Annotated in this window: 17 protein-coding genes; 7 read left to right on the forward strand and 10 right to left on the reverse strand. The window is 62.9% G+C overall.

Going from position 1 to position 17047, the window contains the following annotated elements; translation table 11 throughout:
- Positions 1-12: 12 nt before the first annotated feature.
- The gene (locus FSY59_RS06795; protein WP_003058254.1) at positions 13-1350 is read right to left on the reverse strand and encodes an MFS transporter; all 1338 of its coding nucleotides are present in this window, start codon (positions 1348-1350) and stop codon (positions 13-15) included.
- Between the two features lie 130 nt (positions 1351-1480).
- Here FSY59_RS06795 and FSY59_RS06800 point away from each other — a divergent pair, with 130 nt between their 5' ends.
- The 3 genes from FSY59_RS06800 (at position 1481) to FSY59_RS06810 (ending at position 4208) form a co-directional block, all read left to right on the forward strand.
- Positions 1481-2413, forward strand: coding sequence for a LysR family transcriptional regulator (locus tag FSY59_RS06800; protein WP_003058253.1), 933 nt, complete (start codon positions 1481-1483; stop codon positions 2411-2413).
- Positions 2414-2481: 68 nt separating this feature from the next.
- Positions 2482-3033 carry a 2-oxo-4-hydroxy-4-carboxy-5-ureidoimidazoline decarboxylase gene (uraD, locus tag FSY59_RS06805; RefSeq protein WP_043370997.1) on the forward strand — a complete coding sequence of 184 codons (552 nt, stop codon included), beginning with the start codon at positions 2482-2484 and terminating at the stop codon, positions 3031-3033.
- Positions 3034-3260: 227 nt separating this feature from the next.
- Positions 3261-4208 carry a bestrophin family protein gene (locus FSY59_RS06810; protein WP_003058251.1) on the forward strand — a complete coding sequence of 316 codons (948 nt, stop codon included), beginning with the start codon at positions 3261-3263 and terminating at the stop codon, positions 4206-4208.
- Positions 4209-4266: 58 nt separating this feature from the next.
- On the opposite strand, the gene FSY59_RS06815 is transcribed toward FSY59_RS06810, so the two are convergent.
- The 4 genes from FSY59_RS06815 to FSY59_RS06830 form a co-directional block, all read right to left on the reverse strand.
- Complete coding sequence (locus FSY59_RS06815; protein ID WP_003058250.1) at positions 4267-4761, reverse strand: nucleoside deaminase; 495 nt, start codon at positions 4759-4761, stop codon at positions 4267-4269.
- A gap of 163 nt (positions 4762-4924) precedes the next feature.
- Positions 4925-6040: an acyl-CoA dehydrogenase family protein gene (locus FSY59_RS06820; protein WP_148728702.1), complete on the reverse strand. Its 1116-nt coding sequence runs from the start codon at positions 6038-6040 to the stop codon at positions 4925-4927.
- Positions 6041-6171: 131 nt separating this feature from the next.
- On the reverse strand, positions 6172-7353 hold the full coding sequence (locus tag FSY59_RS06825; RefSeq protein ID WP_003058245.1) for an acyl-CoA dehydrogenase family protein: 1182 nt from the start codon (positions 7351-7353) through the stop codon (positions 6172-6174).
- A 234-nt stretch (positions 7354-7587) separates the two neighbouring features.
- A complete protein-coding gene (locus FSY59_RS06830; protein WP_003058243.1) occupies positions 7588-8274 on the reverse strand; it encodes a YceH family protein in 687 nt (228 codons plus the stop codon).
- An 86-nt stretch (positions 8275-8360) separates the two neighbouring features.
- Here FSY59_RS06830 and purN point away from each other — a divergent pair, with 86 nt between their 5' ends.
- Positions 8361-8939 (forward strand): phosphoribosylglycinamide formyltransferase, encoded by a 579-nt coding sequence (gene purN, locus FSY59_RS06835; protein WP_003058242.1) that lies wholly within the window; start codon positions 8361-8363, stop codon positions 8937-8939.
- A gap of 294 nt (positions 8940-9233) precedes the next feature.
- Here purN and FSY59_RS06840 read toward each other — a convergent pair whose 3' ends face one another.
- Complete coding sequence (locus FSY59_RS06840; protein WP_043371001.1) at positions 9234-9491, reverse strand: DUF1653 domain-containing protein; 258 nt, start codon at positions 9489-9491, stop codon at positions 9234-9236.
- A gap of 140 nt (positions 9492-9631) precedes the next feature.
- Between FSY59_RS06840 and FSY59_RS06845 the strand changes: the two genes are divergently transcribed.
- From FSY59_RS06845 to FSY59_RS06860, 3 genes are all read left to right on the forward strand, one after another.
- Positions 9632-10963, forward strand: a complete 1332-nt coding sequence (locus FSY59_RS06845; RefSeq protein WP_003058240.1) for an RsmB/NOP family class I SAM-dependent RNA methyltransferase — start codon at positions 9632-9634, stop codon at positions 10961-10963.
- Positions 10964-11086: 123 nt separating this feature from the next.
- On the forward strand, positions 11087-12307 hold the full coding sequence (locus tag FSY59_RS06850; RefSeq protein ID WP_003058239.1) for a fatty acid desaturase: 1221 nt from the start codon (positions 11087-11089) through the stop codon (positions 12305-12307).
- 568 nt (positions 12308-12875) lie between these two features.
- Positions 12876-14402: a PLP-dependent aminotransferase family protein gene (locus FSY59_RS06860; protein WP_235214252.1), complete on the forward strand. Its 1527-nt coding sequence runs from the start codon at positions 12876-12878 to the stop codon at positions 14400-14402.
- Positions 14403-14418: 16 nt separating this feature from the next.
- On the opposite strand, the gene FSY59_RS06865 is transcribed toward FSY59_RS06860, so the two are convergent.
- From FSY59_RS06865 to trxB, 4 genes are all read right to left on the reverse strand, one after another.
- Positions 14419-15177: a hypothetical protein gene (locus FSY59_RS06865; RefSeq protein ID WP_050872129.1), complete on the reverse strand. Its 759-nt coding sequence runs from the start codon at positions 15175-15177 to the stop codon at positions 14419-14421.
- A gap of 139 nt (positions 15178-15316) precedes the next feature.
- Positions 15317-15487, reverse strand: coding sequence for a 50S ribosomal protein L33 (gene rpmG / locus FSY59_RS06870; protein ID WP_003058233.1), 171 nt, complete (start codon positions 15485-15487; stop codon positions 15317-15319).
- A 20-nt stretch (positions 15488-15507) separates the two neighbouring features.
- Entirely contained in the window at positions 15508-15741 is a 234-nt protein-coding gene (gene rpmB / locus FSY59_RS06875; RefSeq protein WP_003058229.1) for a 50S ribosomal protein L28, read from the reverse strand.
- A 277-nt stretch (positions 15742-16018) separates the two neighbouring features.
- Positions 16019-16972: a thioredoxin-disulfide reductase gene (gene trxB, locus FSY59_RS06880; RefSeq protein ID WP_148728704.1), complete on the reverse strand. Its 954-nt coding sequence runs from the start codon at positions 16970-16972 to the stop codon at positions 16019-16021.
- Positions 16973-17047 lie beyond the last annotated feature (75 nt).

The following is a 17047-nucleotide window of genomic DNA, read 5'->3' on the forward strand; positions in this document are numbered from 1 at the left end:
GGGATGACTCCTTCAGGCGTTCTTGCGGCGCTGGATGCGGGCGACGAAGGCGATGGCGAGAACGGCTGCCAGGGCTTCCACGATGGCCACCAGGTACAGGCCCGGAGCGACCTTGCCGGTAGAGGCCTTGATCACGCCCATCAGATAAGGGGCGCCGAAGCCGGCCAGATTGGCCACCGAATTGATCAGCGCCACGCCCACGGCGGCTGCGCCGCCGCTGAGCAGCATATTGGGCATCTGCCAGAAGACGGGAATCGCACTCATGGTGCCCACCAGCGCCAGAACCATGGCCGTCAGCGCCACGATCACGGGGATGCTGTCCATGCCCATGGTGACGGCCAGGGCCAGCATGCCCGCGGCGCCCAGCAGGACCGAGCCCGCGAAGTGCCAGCGTACCTCGCCACGGTGGTCGGAATGGCGACCGTTGATGATCATGCCGGCCGCGCCGAGCAGATAGGCGGCACCGGCGATCCAGCCCACCTGCATGGGCGAGGTGAAGCCCGCTTCGCGAATCACGGTGGGAATCCAGAAGGTCAGCGTGGAGTTGGCGCACAGCAGGCAGAAGAACACCGCGATCAGCAGCCACACCATGGGGTTGCCGAACAGGGTGCGCCAGTCGCTGTGGCGTTCGCCCTGGGCCTTCTGGTCGATCTCGAGCTGCTGGCGCACGACGGCGCGGTCCGTATCGGTGAGCCATTTGGCTTGCTCGGGACGGTCGGTCATGTAGAAGTAGGCAAAGATGCCGGCCAGCACCGAGGGGATACCTTCGATGATGAACAGCCATTGCCAGCCGTGCATGCCGTGCGCGCCTGCCGCCCAGGTCATGATGCCGCCGGCCAGCGGGCCGCCGATGACGCCGGCGATGGCCGAGGCCGACATGAAGGTACCGAAGGCCTTGGCGCGGCGCTTGGACGGATACCAGTAGGTCAGGTAGAGGATGATGCCGGGGTAGAAGCCGGCCTCGAACACGCCCATCAGAAAGCGCAGGACGTAGAACTGGGTCGGTGTGGTCACCCAGGCCTGGAGGATGCAGATCAGGCCCCAGCCTATGGTGATGCGCATCACCGTCTTCTTGGCGCCTATCTTCTGCAGCAGCATGTTGGACGGCACTTCGAACAGGAAGTAGCCGATGAAGAAGATGCCGGCGCCCAGGCCGTAGACGGCTTCGCTGAACTTCAGGTCGTCGAGCATCTGCAGCTTGGCGAAGCCGATGTTGACGCGGTCCAGCCAGGCCAGCACCCACAGCACGCCCAGAAAGGGCAGCAGGCGCCAGGAGATCTTGGAATAGGTGGCGTCGACCTGATCGACGGAAGCAGCGGTGCCGCTGATCGGCACATGATGAGCACTCATGGCAAGTCCTTGTCTCGGAAATTTGTTGTTGGGTTTGCGGACACTTGCATGGTCGCGACTTGTGGCGATATGCGAAACTAAGCGCCTGCTATGAGCCGCATAGCAAAATGCATATCTCTAGGGAAAACACGTGTCTCGCAGCGAAGAACCGTTCGATACCTATTTGCTGCGCGTGCTGTGCACCTTGATCAGCGAGAAAAGCGTGTCGCGCGCGGCAATACGTCTCAATCAGTCACAGCCGGCCATCAGCGCGGCGCTGCGGCGCTTGCGGGCCATCTTCAACGACCCGCTGCTGGTGCGGGACAAGAACCGCATGGTGCCGACGGCGCGTGCACTCCAGGCCGTGGAGCAGGCACGTGCGGCGCTGGGGCTGATCGACGGTCTGCTGAGCGTCGGCAAGGAGTTTGTGGCCGAGACCACCCAGCTGCGCTTCACCATCGCCATGCCTGACTATCTGGCGCCGCCCTTCATGGCGCGCGTGGTCCAGCTCATGCGTGCGCAGGCGCCGGGCGCGAGACTGGTCCTGCTGCCGCTGGGCCAGAACTTCGACTACGAGCAGGCCCTGCAAAGCGGCGAGGTGGATATCGTCATCGGCAACTGGCCGAGTCCACCCGAGCATTTGCACATGTCCACGCTGCTCGAGGACGAGGTGGTCTGCCTGCTCGATGCAAAGCACCCGCTGGCGCAGCCGGGACGGCTCACGGCCGAGCACTATCTGCAGGCCGCGCATGTGGTGTTCACGCCTTACTCGCCCGATCAGCGCGGCGTGGTGGAGAGCAGTCTGGGCACCATGCGCGTGAGCCGTGACGGCCGCGTTCAATGCTCGCATTTCTCGATGGCGCCGGACCTGCTGGTAGGCACCGACCTGCTGCTGACCACCAGCCGCCATTTCGCGGCCTACCACGCCAGGCGGCTGCCGCTGGCCATGGTGCCTCTGCCCATGGGCAACCGCGTCATGCGCTTCTACCAGCTCTGGCATTCGTCCCGGCACCGGGATGCCTCCCACATCTGGCTGCGCGCCCTGCTGAATCAGGCCTCGCAGGTGCTGACGACATCGACGTAGCCGGCTGCTATACGGGCTATAACAAGCCAGCACTGTGAGATGGGAAACGCGCTTCCTACACTGGCCTCATGACCAGCACCACTACCTCCTCCATCCCCACGCTCGACGAGCTCAACACCATGACGCAGGCGGCCTTTGCGGCGGCGCTCGGCGAGGTTTTCGAATACGCCCCCTGGGTGGCCGAGGCGGCCGCACAGCAGCGCCCCTTCGCCAGCCTGGACGCACTGCACCAGGCCATGCTGGCCACCGTGCATGGCAGCCCGCGCGAGCAGGCCCTGCGCTTTCTCTGTGGCCACCCCGAGCTATCGGTCAGCGCCGTGCGCTCCGGCACGTTGACCGTTGACTCCCAGCAGGAGCAGCAAAGCGCGGGGCTGGGAGATCTGGCGCAGGAGCAGGGCGAGCGCCTGGCTGCGCTGAACCAGGCCTACCGCACGCGCCACGGCTTTCCCTTCATCGCCTGCGTACGCCATTACACGCGTGTCGGCCTGTTCGCCGAGCTGGCCTCGCGCGCCGAGCGCGACACCGAGCAGGAGTTCGCCGAAGCCCTGCGCCAGATCGGCTTCATCAGCCGTCTGCGCCTGTCGCAACGCGTGGGTGCTGGCCGCCTGCAGGCCGCCTGAGCGCCCGCATCGCCGCTCAAGCCCCGCGATGCGGGGCTTTCCTGCGCTTGCGGTGTTTTCAGGCCGGTTGGCGCCGGATGTCGGAGAGCGTGACTCGTTTGCCGGGCCGCACGGATGGCGCTGGCACGGGGCGGGCTGCCTACTGCCGCAGTGGGAGTTCTCAACGCTGGCTGAAATCCCCGCATGCTTGTGATTGAATTCGGGTTTAGACCTCATTTCTCGTTTTCATGATCGTCAGAGATCGCCCGTCGGGCTTCAAGCTGCTGTGGATTGTCCGGGGCTCGGTGCTGCAACGCATCAAAGGCGTGCTCGCCGTCAATATCGTGCTGGCCATCATCGTCACCGTGGCGCATGGCACGCTCTTCCACACCAAGATTCCCATTACGCCGATTCCGTTCACCCTGATCGGTCTGCCGCTGGCGATTTTTCTGGGCTTTCGCAACAACACCGCGTATGCGCGCTACTGGGAGGGTCGCAAGCTCTGGGGCGAGATCGTGATCTATGCGCGCACGCTGGCGCGCCAGTGCCTGAGCCTGATTGAACTCGACCACCCCATAGACCCGCGCCAGCGGGCCAACGATGTACGGGTGCGCATGGTGCACCGGGCCGTGGCTTTTTCTCATGTGCTGCGGGCCCAGCTGCGCGGCCTCAAGGACGATGTGGCAGCCCAGCAGTGGCTGACCCATGCCGAGTGGCAGCGCCTGCAGCTGCTGCCGCTGAATCAGCGCACCGATGCGCTGATGCTGTCCATGGGCCAGGATCTGGGGCAGTGCGTGCGCGACAGGCGCATAGACCCCTGCCTGGCCGTGGAGCTGGACCGCACGCTCAACGGCTTCACGACGGCCGCAGCCTCCTGCGAGCGCATCCGCAACACGCCGATTCCGTTTTCCTACACCTTGCTGCTGCACCGTACGGCCCATCTGTACTGCTTTTTGCTGCCGTTCGGCCTGGTGGACATCACGGGCTTCATGACGCCGTTTGTCGTGGCCATCGTGGCCTATACCTTCTACGGCCTCGATGTGCTGGGTGACGAGCTGGAGGAGCCGTTCGGCATGGAAAGCAACGATCTGGCGCTGGACAGCATCTGCCGCAGCATCGAGATCAGCCTCAGTCAGTCGCTGGGCGACCCCCAGGTGCCGGCACCGCTCAAGCCGGTGGACTATCTGCTGACCTGAGACTCTCCGCCATGCAAAGCCCTGAACTCATCATTCAGGGCTTTGTTCTTGATGGCGCCTAGACTGTGGCGCGATCCTCGTCCACGGCCTTTTGCCAGGCCTGGTACAGGTCCTCGCCGGCATCGCGCACGCGGTGGCCGATGACGGGCAGTTCGCGCCGGCCTTCGGGGCGGGCCAGCTCCTCATAGCCGCGCGCGGCCGACAGGTCGTAGGGCTCGCCGTCTTCGTTGGAGTAGGCGAAGTAGACCTGCTTCACGCCGGCCAGCAGCATGGCGGTGTGACACATGGAGCAGGGGTAGCCGCTGGCATACATGACAGCGCCGGACAGATCCGTGCTGCCCAGGGCCTTGGCGGCAATGCGCAGTGCCTGCATCTCGGCGTGGGCCGTGGGATCGCACAGATCATCAACCTGGTTGACGGCGCGCGCCAGGATCTTGCCGTCACGCACCAGCACGGCACCGAAGGGCCAGGTCGCGGATTCGCGGCCCTTGACATTGCCCATGGCCAGGCGGATGGACTCCAGCAGATACTTTTCGCTGTCTTGCTTGCTCATGCATGTCTCCTTTGATTCTTGTGAATGGCGCAAGAATCATAGGAAGAGCGATAGGGCCCATAGTGCATGCAGGAAGCAAAACAGCACGCCGAAGCGTGCTGTTGACTTTTAGTTTTGGGTTGAATGCAGTTGCCGTGATTTTGATGAATGTTGATGCAGCCTTTCAGGCAAAGACGCCGGCGCTGTCCTGCATATGGGCCGATACCGTGCCCAGGTGGTGCAAGGTGTCGCCGCCCGTCATCTCCATTTGCGTCAGACGCTTGAAATAGTGGCTGCCCACATATTCGTCCGTCACACCGATGCCGCCATGCAACTGCACGGCCTGCTGGCCCACATACCGCATGGACTGACCCAACTGCACCTTGGCGCGGGCGATGGCGACATGGCGCTCCTCGGCAGGCGCCACCAGCTTGAGCGTGCCGTAGTAGCTCATGGAGCGTGCCAGCTCCAGCTGCATCTTCATGTCGGCCACGCGGTGGCGCAGGGCCTGGAAGCTGGAGATCACCACGCCGAACTGCTTGCGCTGATTCATGTACTCGGTGGTGAGCTTGAGCGTCTGTTCCATCACGCCCACACCTTCGGCGCACAGCGCGGCATTGGCCACATCCTGCGCCAGGGTGAGGGCCGCCACGCCGTTGGTGGTGATCAGGGTGGCCGACGCGGCGTGGCAGACCAGGTCGGCCGCGCGTCCTTCGTCCTGGGTGGCATAGGGTTTGCTGCTCACGCCCTCGCGGCCGTTCTCGACGAGGAAGAGCGCAATCTTGCCGTCGAGCTGGGCCGGCACGATGAAGGCGTCGGCCTGGTCGCCTGCAGGAACAATGTTTTTCCTAGCATCTACCGTATAGCCATCGCCGGATTTAGACGCCTTTGCCGCGCAAACATCAATCTGGTAGCGCGCCTTGCGATCCTGCGATGCGAGCACCACCAGCTTTTCACCGCTGGCGATACGGGGCAGCCAGGCTTGCTTGACGGCCTCGTCACCAAACTGGCCGAGCAGGGCGGAGGCCACAAAAGCCTGGGTCAGCGGCTCCACCACCAGACCGCGGCCCAGCTCCTCCATGACCACCATCACATCGACTGCACCCTGGCCCAGGCCGCCATATTGCTCGGGCACCGTGAGGGCCGTCAGGCCCAGCTCGGCCAGCTCGTTCCAGACCTCGCGCGAGAAACCGCCCTGCTTGGCAATGCTCTGGCGGCGCTCGAAGGTATAGCCCTTGTCCACCCAGCGGGCGACGGCATCGCGCAGTTGCTGCTGGTCGTCGGAAAAATCGAAATCCATATTTGTCTCCTGCCACCAGGCCGCGATTGGCGCGAAGCGCCAAACCAGCCCAGCGAAGCTCAATCTAGAGCCCCCTCCCGGAGGGGGCACGGGGGAGTAGTCCTGTTTCGCAAGGCGAAGACGGTTCCTGGCTAGCCAAGAACCGTCTGCGCGACGATGTTTCGCTGCACCTCGTTGGAGCCGCCATAGATGGTGGTCTTGCGCATATTGAAGTAGGTCGCGGCCAGCGGCGCATTGCCTAGCACGTCGCCAGGAAAATCGCCCTGGTAGCCGGCTTCCATGGCTTCCTGGATATAGGGCAGGGCATAAGGGCCGGCGGCCAGCATCATCAGCTCGGAGTAGCGTTGCTGAATCTCGCTGCCCTTGATCTTGAGCAGGCCGGCAATGTCCAGCGGGTTCTTGCCCGATTTCATGGCCGACAGCACGCGCAGCACCAGCATTTCCAGCGCGATCACATCGATCTCCAGCAGGGCGATCTGATCACGGAAGCGCTGGTCTTCCCACACGCCTTCGGTCTTGGCGATGCGCTTGAGGCGCTCCAGCTCGCGCTTGGCACGGTTCACATCCGCGATGTTCGTGCGCTCGTGGCTGAGCAGGTGCTTGGCATAGGTCCAGCCCTTGTTTTCCTCGCCGATCAGCTGGTCGGCAGGCACTTCCACATTGTCGAAAAAGACCTCGTTGACCTCGTGCGAGCCGTCCAGCAGCTTGATGGGGCGCACGGTCACGCCAGGCGACTTCATGTCGACCAGCAGGAAGCTGATGCCGGTCTGGGGCTTGCCCTCGTTGCTGGTGCGCACCAGGCAGAAGATCCACTCGCCGTACTGGCCCAGTGTCGTCCAGGTCTTCTGGCCGTTGACGATGTATTTGTCACCCACGCGCTCTGCGCGGGTCTTGACGCTGGCCAGGTCCGAACCCGAACCTGGTTCGGAATAGCCCTGGCTCCACCAGACTTCGCCACTGGCGATGCCGGGCAGAAAGCGCCGATGCTGCTCCGGTGTGCCATAGGCCATGATCACCGGCGCCACCATCACGGGGCCGAAGGGCACGATGCGCGGCGTGCCGGCGAGTGCGCATTCTTCCTCGAACAGATGCTTCTGTACGGCGCTCCAGCCGGGGCCACCGAATTCCTTGGGCCAGCCGTAGCCGAGCCAGCCTTTCTTGCCCAGAATCTTTGCCCAGCGCTGCATGTCGTCGCGCGTCAGGTGCAGATCGTTGCGCACCTTGTGCGCAATATCCTCGGGCAGATTTGCCCGCACCCAGCTGCGGATCTCTTCGCGAAAAGCCTGTTCTTCGGGGGTGAATGCCAAGTCCATGCGTTGTCTCCTGCAAATGCTGGAGATTTGTAGCACGCACGTTCTTTTTCTGGCTGTCCGGGTTGCGACAAATGGTGGGAAACCCCAGGGATGAGCATCCCCTGAGCAGGCTGCGCTTGCCTGCCTTCCCTTGCTTGGCGTGCGCCAGTTTGGGCATGGGCGGGTCGTTTGTAATGAAACAGGCCGCCAGCGCTTATTGGATAAACGCTGGCAGCTATCAGTTTCTGTCTGGATCTATTCAGCCTGGGCTGCAGGCGGTTCCACGCCCAGCGATTCGCACAGCATCTGCACGGTGGCGCGCAGCTGGGCGACTTCGGTTTCGAGCGCATCCACTCGCTGCTGCAGGGCCGATGCATTGCCGCCCGTGCTGGCGCTGCTGGTGCTTGCCAGGGCGTTGACATCCACCGGGCCGCAAAGCAGGTGGGCCCAGCGCTGTTCACGGGCACCGGGGGCGCGCGGCAGCTGCACGACCAGCGGACCGCCTTTTTCCTCGCTGCGTTCGCGCAGTTCGTCAAGAAAGGCTTCGACCGAGGAAATGTCGGCAAAGCGGTGCCAGCGCTCGGAGTTGATGCGCAGCTCGCCAGCGGTCTGAGGGCCGCGCAGCATCAGCAGGGACAGCAGTACGGCGGACTGGTCGGGTACGCCAATGCCGCGCGGGAAGTTGTGCTCCCAGCGCGTGGAGCGCACGCTGCTGATCTGCACCGAAAGGGTCTTGAGGCGCAGGCTGTCCAGTGCCTCCTGGGCTTCACCCTCGCTGACCTCCATCACCGGGTCGCGGCTGGACTTCTGGTTGCAGCCCGTGACCAGGCTGTTGAGCGTGAGCGGATAGCTGTCGGGCACGGTGCGGGCCTTTTCCATCAGCGTGGCCAGAACGCGGGCTTCGATGGCGCTCAAAGGGGTGTTGCGTGGGTCAAACGGCATGGGATCTCCTCGAAAGTCTTAGGGCAGCGCACAGGAACTGGTGCAAACCCGATAGGGTTTGTCCGTCAATGCGACAATCGCCGCCCATGAAAAACATCGTGATCCTCATCTCGGGCGGCGGCTCGAACATGGCTGCCATTGTGCGTGCATCCCAGCAGCAGAACTGGGCAAAGCAGTACAACGCCCGCGTAAGCGCCGTGGTGAGCAACAAGGCCGATGCCCAAGGTCTGGTGTTCGCGCGGGACAACGGCATCGCCACCGAGGTGCTGGATCACAAGCAGTTCGACAGCCGCGAGGCCTTTGATGCCGAGCTGGCGCAGGTCATCGACCGCCATGCGCCCGATCTGGTGGTGCTGGCCGGTTTCATGCGTATTCTCACGCCGGGCTTTGTTGCGCACTATGAGGGCCGGCTGATCAACATCCATCCCTCGCTGCTGCCGGCCTTCACCGGTCTGCACACCCATCAGCGTGCCATCGATGCGGGCTGCAAGTTTGCGGGCTGCACCGTGCATCGCGTGACGGCCGAGCTCGATGTGGGACCGATTCTGGAGCAGGCCGTGGTGCCCGTGCTGCAGGGGGACACCGCCGAGCTGCTTGCCGCGCGCGTGCTGGAGCAGGAGCACATCATCTATCCGCAGGCCGTGCTCAATCTGATCAAGGGCTGATTCAGATTTGCTTGATGAGCAACGAGTCTCAGCCGATCTGAGAGGCGGAGGTGCCAAGGCCTCTTCGCACTACTGCCCAGTGCCCAAATCCCGCGCCAACTCAGGCAAAGACAAGCCGTGTTGAAACTGGATTCGGTCATGGGCATGGCGATAGCTCACGACTGCAGATATGCACGGCATCTTCCTAGGACTCTCACTCGTCTAGGAGTTCAGCTGGAGTTATCTGAAACACATTGCTGATCAAGCAGATTTGATAGCTGCTATCGATTTATAGCTAAGCAATTGGGTCTGTTTTTATGCTGTTTTTTGCAGCTCGGCAGGCAGGCGGCGAAAGCGTGGCTGCTCCACGCCGTCGATCACCACCGTCTCGTTGAACATGGCCGCGGGGCGCACCCACAGGCCATGCTCGCCATAGAGCGCGCGGTAAAGCGTCATGGGCTCCAGCGTCTCGCTGTGGCGCACGGTGGCTATGACTTCATAGCGCATGCCTTTGTAGTGTTCGTAGAGACCGGGCTCGGTGGTGATGAGTGCAGGCAGATCGTGGTCGGACATGATGCTTTAAAAAGATGAGCTGTCAGCGCTTTAAGGAAAAGGGCTGGAGCCTGTTTTTACTATGAATCGCTTGGAGCAGGCCGGCGTCATAGATTTCTGGTGCCAGCCAGGGCCAGGGCGAGAGTGGGACAATTGCGCCCATGCATCCCAAAGCCCTTCTCGACGCTTGCTCTGAACTCGTCAAGCGTGCCCTGACATTTGAACACCCGGCCGATGCCGTGGTGTCCCGCTTTTTCCGCGAAAACCGCTATCTGGGCCCGCGCGAGCGCGCCACCCTGGCTGAAACCGTCTACACCGTGCTGCGCAAGAAGCTGCTGTTCGAAGCGCTCGCGCATTCGGGCAGCGGCGCACGCGAGCGCCGGCTGGCCATTCTGGGCTTTGCCGCCGTGCTGCGCGAGCAGGCCAAGAAGGAAGGCAAGGTCAAGAACAAGGACGGCCAGGACAGCGAGACCTTTATCAAGGCCGCGCTGACGCCCCAGGAACTCAAGTGGCTGGCTGCCTGCGACGGCGTCAAGCCTGAAGAGCTGATGGAGGCGCACCGCCACAATCTGCCCGAATGGCTGGTCGAGCCGCTCAAGGCCCAGCTGGGCGATGAGTTCTGGACACTGGCTGCCAGCATGGAGCAGGCCGCTGCGCTGGATCTGCGCGTCAACACGCTCAACGACAAGCGCTCCGATCTGCGCAAGGAACTGGAAAAGGCCGGCATCAAAGCCGAGCCCACTCCGTTCTCGCCCATCGGTCTGCGTGTGGACGGCAAGCCCGCCCTGGCCAAGCTCGATGCCTTCAACCGCGGTGCCATCGAGGTGCAGGACGAAGGCTCGCAGCTGCTGGCCCTGATGCTGGACGCCAAGCGCGGCGAAATGGTGGTGGACTTTTGCGCCGGTGCCGGCGGCAAGACCCTGGCCATTGGCGCGGCCATGCGCAATACCGGTCGTCTGTATGCCTTCGACGTCTCGGGCCATCGCCTCGATGCGCTCAAGCCGCGTCTGGCGCGCTCGGGTCTGTCCAATGTGCACCCTGCCGCGATTGCCCACGAGCGCGACGAGCGCGTCAAGCGCCTGGCCGGCAAGATCGACCGCGTGCTGGTCGATGCTCCCTGCTCGGGCCTGGGTACGCTGCGCCGCAACCCCGACCTCAAGTGGCGCCAGAGCGTCAAGGCCGTGCAGGAGCTGACGCAGAAACAGGCCGCCATCCTCGAAAGCAGCGCCCGTTTGGTCAAGGCCGGCGGCCGCCTGATCTATGCCACCTGCTCCATCCTGCCGCAGGAAAACGAAGCCATTGCCGAAGCCTTCAGCGCCGCTCACCCAGAGTTTGTTCCGCTGGACGCGGGCGAGGTGCTGGAGCAGCTCAAGATTGCCGACGGCGACAAGCTCTGCAGCGGCGGCGACGAAGGTAGGCGCTATCTGCGCCTGTGGCCGCACCAGCACGAGACTGACGGATTTTTCGCCGCTGTTTGGGTGAAAAAGGCGTAACTTCGGTGCAAATCCGGTATCTGCTGCCGGGAAATCGGCAGCAGATCGGTCGGCGTCTCGCCTAAAATGGCACGACCGTTCTTATCGGGTGAGCGCGGTTTTTTGCCAAAGGCTTTGTTATTTATGTCGCTGGATATAGCCTCTATCGGGAATGCCGTCGTGGACTGGATGGCCAATGGCCTGTGGGATCTGTCGTGGTGGCAGCTGCTGCTCTACACCCTGATCACCACCCATTTCACGATTGCGGGTGTCACGATCTTTCTGCACCGCAGCCAGGCGCACCGGGCGCTGGATCTGGGGCCTGTTCCCTCGCATTTCTTCCGCTTCTGGCTCTGGCTGGGCACGGGCATGGTGACCAAGGAGTGGGTGGCCATCCACCGCAAGCACCACGCCAAGTGCGAGACCGCAGATGACCCGCACAGCCCGCAGACGCGCGGTCTGGCCAAGGTGATGCGCGAAGGTGCCGAACTCTACCGAGCCGAGGCCAGGAACGAGGAAACGCTCAGGAAATACGGTCACGGCACGCCTGACGACTGGATGGAGCGCAATATCTATCGCCATTCGGTGATGGGCCCTTCGCTGATGCTCATCCTCAATGTGGCGCTGTTTGGCGCGATCGGCCTGTCGATCTGGGCCGTACAGATGGTCTGGATTCCATTCTGGGCGGCGGGCGTGGTCAACGGTGTGGGGCATTTCTGGGGCTATCGCAACTATGAGGCGACGGATGCCTCCACCAATCTGGTGCCCTGGGGCATCATCATCGGCGGCGAAGAGCTGCACAACAACCACCATACCTTCCCCACTTCGGCCAAGTTCTCCGTCAAGCCCTACGAGTTCGATATCGGCTGGGTCTATATCAGCCTCATGCAGAAGCTGGGCTGGGCCAAGGTCAAGAAGACCCCGCCGCGCCTGCGCATGGGCGCCGTCAAGCCCGTGGCTGACGAGCTGACGCTGGAAGCCATCATTGCCAATCGCTACGAGGTCATGGCCCGTTATGCGCGCGGCGTGCGTACGGCGGTTCAGCATGAGCTGGATCTGCTCAAGCAGCGGCAGGCGCAGAAGTCGGATGTTTCGTTGCTCAAGGGCGTGCAGCGCTGGCTGCACCGCGATGCCGACAAGGTGCCCGAGCGTGCCCAGGGCCAGTTGGCGCAGGCGCGTGCTGCGCACCCGGTGATTGACCAGATGCTGGTCATGCGCGAAGAGCTGCGTCAGCTGTGGCTCAATACCAGCCTGAGCCGCGAGCAGCTGACCGGCCAGTTGCAGGCCTGGTGCCAGCGCGCCGAAGCCAGCGGCATTGCGGCACTCAAGGACTTTTCCGTCAAGCTGCGCGCTGCCCACGTCTGAGGCCGAGCTTGCCAAGCTGCTGCCAGATTCTGGCAAGCGCGAAGCTCAGGCCTTTTCCCTCTTCAAGCCGCCTGACTGCCCTGTTCGGGTGGGGGCGGCTTTGCTGTGTCCGTGCCGCCGGATATTGAATCCAGGCCGCGCCCGCCGGCGCGCTCAGCTGCACCCAGGTGCGGCTGGGGCAACGCCAGCTTTGCCCGGTTTGCAGCACCATGAGCTGGCCGAAGTGATTGTCGGTAAAGCTCAGCGGCCCGATGGCCAGACGCAGCGGCCCTTGCTGGCAGAACAGTTCGCTGCCTGGCTCAAACAGCAGCGATGCGGCTTGGCCGCTGTTGAGGCTATGTGTTTTCGGGGGCAGGTCCGGCTGTGACATGGTGGCTAGAGGTCTGTGATTCAGACCCTCAAGCGTAGGCAAGCACGGCTTGGCAGAACAGGCACAGCAACCGTAATGTGCAGGCGTAGCAGCGCGGATTCCGGTGTATCTGTTCTGCTGTGTTTGCTGACAATCTGTATCTGTTGCAGAACAGGGCTTGCTGGCATGATGCCTGCCCGGCCCTGCGTTTTTGTCATCATGCTGACTTCCTCCCCCTCCGAACCACAGCCTGTCGATGATGCGGCAAGCGATGTGCTGCTGCCGCTATATCAACGGCTGGCAGCGCACTACAGTGCAGCCATAGAGCTGGGGAGCCTGAAACCCGGGGAGCGCATGCCGTCGGTGCGCGAACTGATGGCGCGGCATGACATCAGTCTCTCGACGGCCTTGCAGGTGCTGCGCTTTCTGGAAGCGCAGGGCTGTCTGGAGGCCAGGCCCCGTGTGGGCTACTTTGTGTGCGCGACGAGAGCGGCCGATATCCCTCTGACCAGCGAGCCGGACCTGAGCCAGCCGCTGGCTCCGGGCGCACATGCGCATTTTGTGGGCATCAACGAGCATATTTCGCTGTTGCTCGAGCGCGGCCGCCAGGCCGAGGTATATATGGACATCGGCGGCTGCACGCCGCCTGCTTCCTTGTTCGATCATCACTATCTGAACAAGACTGTCACCAGGCTGCTGCGCGAGCATCCGACCCTGCTCTCGCAGGGGCGCTCACTGCTGGCCAATCAGGGCAATCACCCGCTGTTTCAGCAGACCATGGCCAGGCGGGCGCTGGCCTCCGGTATCCGTGTGGCGCCTGCCGATGTGCTGGCAACCACCGGCAATTCCGAAGCGGTGAGCCTGGCGCTGGCTGCCGTCGCATCCCCCGGGGATATGGTGGCCGTCGAGTCGCCAACCTATTACGGCCTGCTGCAGGTGGTGGAGTCCCTGCAGCTGAAAACGCTGGAGATTCCCTGCAGCCCACGCTCCGGCATGTCCATCGAGGCGCTGGAGCTGGCCTTTCAGACCCAGCCGCGCCTGAAGGCCGTGGTGGTGGTGCCGGATCTGCAGATGCCCCTGGGCGCGCGCATGCCGGATGAGAAAAAGGCCAGACTCGTGGCCCTGTGCGCGTCCCATGGGGCGGCGCTGATCGAGGACGACTCCTACGGCCTGTTTGTCGAAGGGCCGCCGGTGAAGCCGCTCAAGGCCTGGGACAGTGTCTGCGGGCATGTGATCTATTGCCAGGCCTTCAACAAAAGTCTGGCGCCGGGCCTGCGCCAGGGCTGGATGAATGGCGGCCAATGGCATGGCCGCATCCAGATGCTGAAATTTGCGCAAAGCCGCAATACCCAGACGTTGGGGCAACTGGTCGTGGCCGAGGTGCTGGGCTCACCCACCCATCAGCGCAGCCTGGAAAAGCTCAGGCAGCAGCTCAAGCGACAGCGCGAGGCCATGGCCAGACTGGTGGCGCGCCATTTTCCGCTGGGCACGCGAATGAGTCTTCCAAGCGGCGGCCTGTGTCTGTGGCTGGAGTTCCCCGGGCAGATGTCCACCTCGGACTTGTTCACGGCAGCATTGGCGCGCGGCATACGCATTGCGCCGGGCAGCATGTTCTCCAACTCCGGCAGGTATGAGCACTGCATGCGGCTGGCCTGCACCCATCCGGTCAACGAACTCATGGACAGGGCGATGCAGGATCTGGGCGCTATGGCCTGCCGGCAGCTGGGGCAGAATCCGCGCAGCTAGCGCTGGCCGGGGTCCTTTATTTCGTCGGCTGACCGGCCATGCACTTGCTCAGGAACTCACGGGCCTTGCCGCCTTCCTTGTAGAAGGTGCTGATCACTTCCTTGCCTTCCATGGAGACCTTGAAACGGGCTTCCTCCTCTTCACCCAGCTCCTTGACCAGTGCTTCGGGGCCGCCCAGCGCGTAGACGATGGCTCCCCATTTGCCATTGGACATGGTGTAGTTGATGGCACCAACCTCCTGGGGCCGGTCCTGGTTCTGGGTCAGAGTGGTTCTGATCTTGCGCGGGCTGGCGGGCTGGGGAATGTCCATGCCCAGAAAGGTCAGCAGGGCACCGTCGTGCTTGGCCGTGGGGCCGGAAAGCTGAACGGCACCGGACATGCTGCCAAAAATCGCCGCACATCCAAGACCCGAGCGCGGGTTTTTCTCGTCATGCGAGAACATCCAGTAGCCCTTGCGCAGCTTCTGGTACTGCGGGTCTTGTGCAATTCTCTGTCCTTCCTTGATCAGCTCCTGGCCTTCGCGCAGCAGCTCCAGCTGGCCGCGTGCCAAGCTACCCAGGGCATCGGCGGGCGATGGTTCGGCGCGTTGGGTGGCGGCGGGTGCGGAGCTGAACTGCTCGCACACGGGCACGGAGGCCAGACCCGGTGAGCCGCCCGTCATGCCGACCTGGCGCTGGCCGGGGCCGGGTCCCGTGGGGCAGATGAAGGTCTGGCCGAAGACGGCTGGCGACACGGCAAGCGAGAAAAGCAATGTGCTCAGCGTCTTGTGATTCATGTGATCCATCCCTGTTCGTTGCAAAGTGCCCAGTATAGGGAGGCTCGCCGCCTCAGCTCTTGCGCCGCGACAGGCGTCACTAAGGCATAAAAAAACCGCCTGCACTTGCGTGAGGCGGTTTTTCAGGAAACAGGCCGAATTACTTCAGCTTGGTTTCCTTGTACTCGACGTGCTTGCGAGCCTTGGGGTCGAACTTGATGATCGACATCTTTTCAGGCATCGTCTTCTTGTTCTTGGTCGTTGTGTAGAAGTGACCGGTACCAGCAGTGGAAGCCAGCTTGATCTTTTCGCGTCCGCCTTTAGCAGCCATGGTGTTTCTCCTTCAGGAAATTAAGCTTGGCCACGAGCGCGCATGTCTGCGAGCACGGAGTCGATACCGTTCTTGTCGATCAGGCGCAGAGCAGCGCTGGAAACGCGCAGGCGCACCCAACGGTTTTCGCTCTCCACCCAGAAGCGGCGGTATTGCAGGTTGGGGAGGAAACGACGCTTGGTCTTGTTGTTGGCGTGGGAAACATTGTTGCCCACCATGGGCTTCTTGCCCGTAACTTCACATACGCGTGCCATTGGGACACTCCGATAGTTGAATCGGCCGCCGGCTCTGGAATCCTGCAGGAGCAGGAGGTGCCGACAACCTCACCTCGCCAGTTTGTAATGGGTGGCGGTAGCCCGATTGCGGAAGTCCCGAAGCACGCTAAAGCGCGAACCTGGAATTCAGCAAAGTCTGCCATTATAGCGTTATCGCAAAAAAGCCCCTGGTGCCGGCCAAAACTGGCCAAACCCAAGGGCTTTTGCGCCGAACATGCGCTAACAGCCGCTCAGACGCCGAAGCGGTCTGGCGTCATCAGGACTCCTGTTCCAGGAAGCGCTGGGCGTCCAGGGCCGCCATGCAGCCGGTGCCGGCGCTGGTGATGGCCTGGCGGTAGACATGATCCTGGCAGTCGCCAGCGGCGAACACGCCGGGCACGCTGGTCTGGGTGGCAAAGCCCTTGAGGCCGCCCTGGGTGACGATGTAGCCGTTTTCCAACTCCAGCTGACCCTGGAAGATGTCGGTGTTGGGGTGGTGGCCGATGGCGATGAAGGCGCCTTGCAGCTTGACCTCTTCTGTGTGGCCGTCCTGGGTGCTCTTGATGCGGATGCCGGTCACGCCGCTCTGGTCGCCCAGCACTTCATCCAGGGTGAAGTGGGTCTTGAGCTCGATCTTGCCTTCCTTGACCTTGTCCATCAGCTTGTCTACGAGGATGGGCTCGGCCTTGAACCTGTCGCGGCGGTGCACCAGGGTGACCTTGCTGGCGATATTGGACAGATACAGGGCTTCCTCCACAGCCGTGTTGCCGCCGCCGATCACGCAGACGGGCTGCTCGCGGTAGAAGAAGCCGTCGCAGGTGGCGCAGGCGGAGACACCGCGGCCCATGAAGGCCTCCTCGGAAGGCAGGCCCAGGTACTTGGCCGATGCGCCGGTGGCGATGATCAGCGAGTCGCAGGTGTAGACGCCGCTGTCGCCGGTCAGGGTGAAGGGACGCTTGGAGAAGTCGACCTGGTTGATGTGGTCGAAAACGATTTCGGTCTTGAAGCGCTCGGCATGTTCCTGAAACCGCTGCATCAGCTCGGGGCCCTGCACGCCCATGACGTCGGCAGGCCAGTTGTCCACTTCGGTGGTGGTCATCAGCTGGCCGCCCTGGGCCATGCCGGTGATCAGCAGAGGCTTGAGATTGGCACGGGCGGCGTAGACGGCGGCGGTGTAGCCGGCAGGGCCGGAGCCCAGGATGAGAACTTGTGCGTGTTTGGTAGAGGACATGGAGCGGAACTCTGGAAAAAGCAGGCCGACAACCGGCGCGCGGTCATGAAAACATTGGAAAGATGTGGGAGTATC

This window comes from Comamonas sp. Z3, from assembly GCF_008121565.1.
GTDB classification, from domain to species: domain Bacteria; phylum Pseudomonadota; class Gammaproteobacteria; order Burkholderiales; family Burkholderiaceae_C; genus Comamonas; species Comamonas brasiliensis.

Coding starts and splice junctions, on each gene's coding strand:
- FSY59_RS06795 (WP_003058254.1), bottom strand. CDS start 1,350: ATGAGTGCTCATCATGTGCCGATCAGCGGCACCGCTGCTTCCGTCGAT.
- uraD (WP_043370997.1), top strand. CDS start 2,482: ATGACCAGCACCACTACCTCCTCCATCCCCACGCTCGACGAGCTCAAC.
- FSY59_RS06810 (WP_003058251.1), top strand. CDS start 3,261: ATGATCGTCAGAGATCGCCCGTCGGGCTTCAAGCTGCTGTGGATTGTC.
- FSY59_RS06815 (WP_003058250.1), bottom strand. CDS start 4,761: ATGAGCAAGCAAGACAGCGAAAAGTATCTGCTGGAGTCCATCCGCCTG.
- FSY59_RS06820 (WP_148728702.1), bottom strand. CDS start 6,040: ATGGATTTCGATTTTTCCGACGACCAGCAGCAACTGCGCGATGCCGTC.
- FSY59_RS06825 (WP_003058245.1), bottom strand. CDS start 7,353: ATGGACTTGGCATTCACCCCCGAAGAACAGGCTTTTCGCGAAGAGATC.
- FSY59_RS06830 (WP_003058243.1), bottom strand. CDS start 8,274: ATGCCGTTTGACCCACGCAACACCCCTTTGAGCGCCATCGAAGCCCGC.
- purN (WP_003058242.1), top strand. CDS start 8,361: ATGAAAAACATCGTGATCCTCATCTCGGGCGGCGGCTCGAACATGGCT.
- FSY59_RS06840 (WP_043371001.1), bottom strand. CDS start 9,491: ATGTCCGACCACGATCTGCCTGCACTCATCACCACCGAGCCCGGTCTC.
- FSY59_RS06845 (WP_003058240.1), top strand. CDS start 9,632: ATGCATCCCAAAGCCCTTCTCGACGCTTGCTCTGAACTCGTCAAGCGT.
- FSY59_RS06850 (WP_003058239.1), top strand. CDS start 11,087: ATGTCGCTGGATATAGCCTCTATCGGGAATGCCGTCGTGGACTGGATG.
- FSY59_RS06860 (WP_235214252.1), top strand. CDS start 12,876: ATGCTGACTTCCTCCCCCTCCGAACCACAGCCTGTCGATGATGCGGCA.
- FSY59_RS06865 (WP_050872129.1), bottom strand. CDS start 15,177: ATGAATCACAAGACGCTGAGCACATTGCTTTTCTCGCTTGCCGTGTCG.
- rpmG (WP_003058233.1), bottom strand. CDS start 15,487: ATGGCTGCTAAAGGCGGACGCGAAAAGATCAAGCTGGCTTCCACTGCT.
- rpmB (WP_003058229.1), bottom strand. CDS start 15,741: ATGGCACGCGTATGTGAAGTTACGGGCAAGAAGCCCATGGTGGGCAAC.
- trxB (WP_148728704.1), bottom strand. CDS start 16,972: ATGTCCTCTACCAAACACGCACAAGTTCTCATCCTGGGCTCCGGCCCT.